Consider the following 1,298-nt stretch of genomic DNA (forward strand, 5'->3'; position numbering starts at 1 on the left):
TGCAGCTCAAGGCCAGCGAGTACCTGGACGTGGGCGCCAGCAGTCACACCCGGATTGGGCAGATGCTGGTGGTAGAGGCCGGGCAACAGATACACCTGAGTTCCGGGTTGAAGGTCGTGCTTGAGGCCGGGGCCAGCCTCACCTTGAGGGCGGGAGGCCACCACCTCGTCATCAGCGCCGGAGGGATATTCAGCAGTACTGAAATTCAACTGGGCGGGGCACCCATGACCGGCACGGCTGCTGCCTCGGTGTTGCCTGGATTGCTTGAGGCGCTGCCGGCCCTCAGCTTGTCAACCTGCCTGCCACAAGGGCTGGCGGGCTCACTGTCGCCAGAAACAACCTGTGACTGCGGCGGATTACGCGAGTGCCCAGTTCATCAATCGGGGAAGCCAGCATGATCACCTCCATTACTTCGCCGTTTGCGGCGCCTGTTGCGTCGGGAACCTTGTGCGTCATCCTCGATGCCTGTTTCGACATGAACCTGCCGACCACCCTCCAGCATGCCTATGGCTACACCGCCGCCTGTTGCGTGCCATTGTTCGAGGGCACGCCCTACGCCGGGCTGCAGGCTGCAGGCCCCTATGTGCTGCGCTGCCCGGCCCACGGTGAACTTGCCGACTACGCCCGAGGCCTGCTGGAGCGGGCCGATGCCGGGTATGTGGCGTACCTGGCGGACAGCGCCAGCCTTGCGCAGGCCGTGGAGCACTGGCGCAGCCTGCTGACGATGCGCACCGACACCTCCCTGCGGATGCTGCGTTTTTTCGATCCACGCTGGCTCGAACCGTTGCTCACCAGCTTCGACGACCGTGAGCGCGCGCACTTTATCGGCCCCTGCACTGACCTGGCCTGGCGCAACGAGCTTGGCTGGCGCCACTGCACGAATCCTCACCCCGAGTGGGACGGCGAACTGCGCGCGCCGGGGTGGCTGTACCTGAGCCCGGCGCATCAGGCAGGGCTGGAACAGCGACAACTTGAAGTGCTGGCGCAGCGCCTGGCCCAGGACTACCAGCAGGCGTTACCCATGCCCGAACCGGTCGAGTTTGTGCTCCGACAACTGCTGGGTGCCCGGCAGGCGGGGTACTCGCACAGGGTTGATATGGAGCGCTGGTTACGCATAGCGCTGGTCAAGGGTGACCACTTCTGGCGTAGCCCGCCACACGCTGAATATCTGGCACGTGATGACCTTGCCAGTGCGGACAAACTCAGCGTGCTTGAACGCCTCTAACTGTAATAACGTACAAGGACGACAAACAGATGCTGGTTAACGCCTACACCGTCAAAGCCGGCGACACGCTGGT

1 protein-coding gene and 1 pseudogene are annotated in these 1,298 nt (G+C 63.6%); both read left to right on the forward strand.

The features are described 5' to 3' along the window. Nucleotides 1-398: pseudogene (locus IE038_RS23830) on the forward strand (hypothetical protein); the annotation flags it as partial. Further along, nucleotides 395-1,225 carry a DUF4123 domain-containing protein gene (locus IE038_RS23835; protein WP_189396410.1) on the forward strand — a complete coding sequence of 277 codons (831 nt, stop codon included), beginning with the start codon at nt 395-397 and terminating at the stop codon, nt 1,223-1,225. The pseudogene IE038_RS23830 and the gene IE038_RS23835, both read left to right, overlap by 4 nt. Nucleotides 1,226-1,298 lie beyond the last annotated feature (73 nt).

It is taken from the genome of Pseudomonas laurentiana (genome assembly GCF_014648275.1).
GTDB classification, from domain to species: domain Bacteria; phylum Pseudomonadota; class Gammaproteobacteria; order Pseudomonadales; family Pseudomonadaceae; genus Aquipseudomonas; species Aquipseudomonas laurentiana.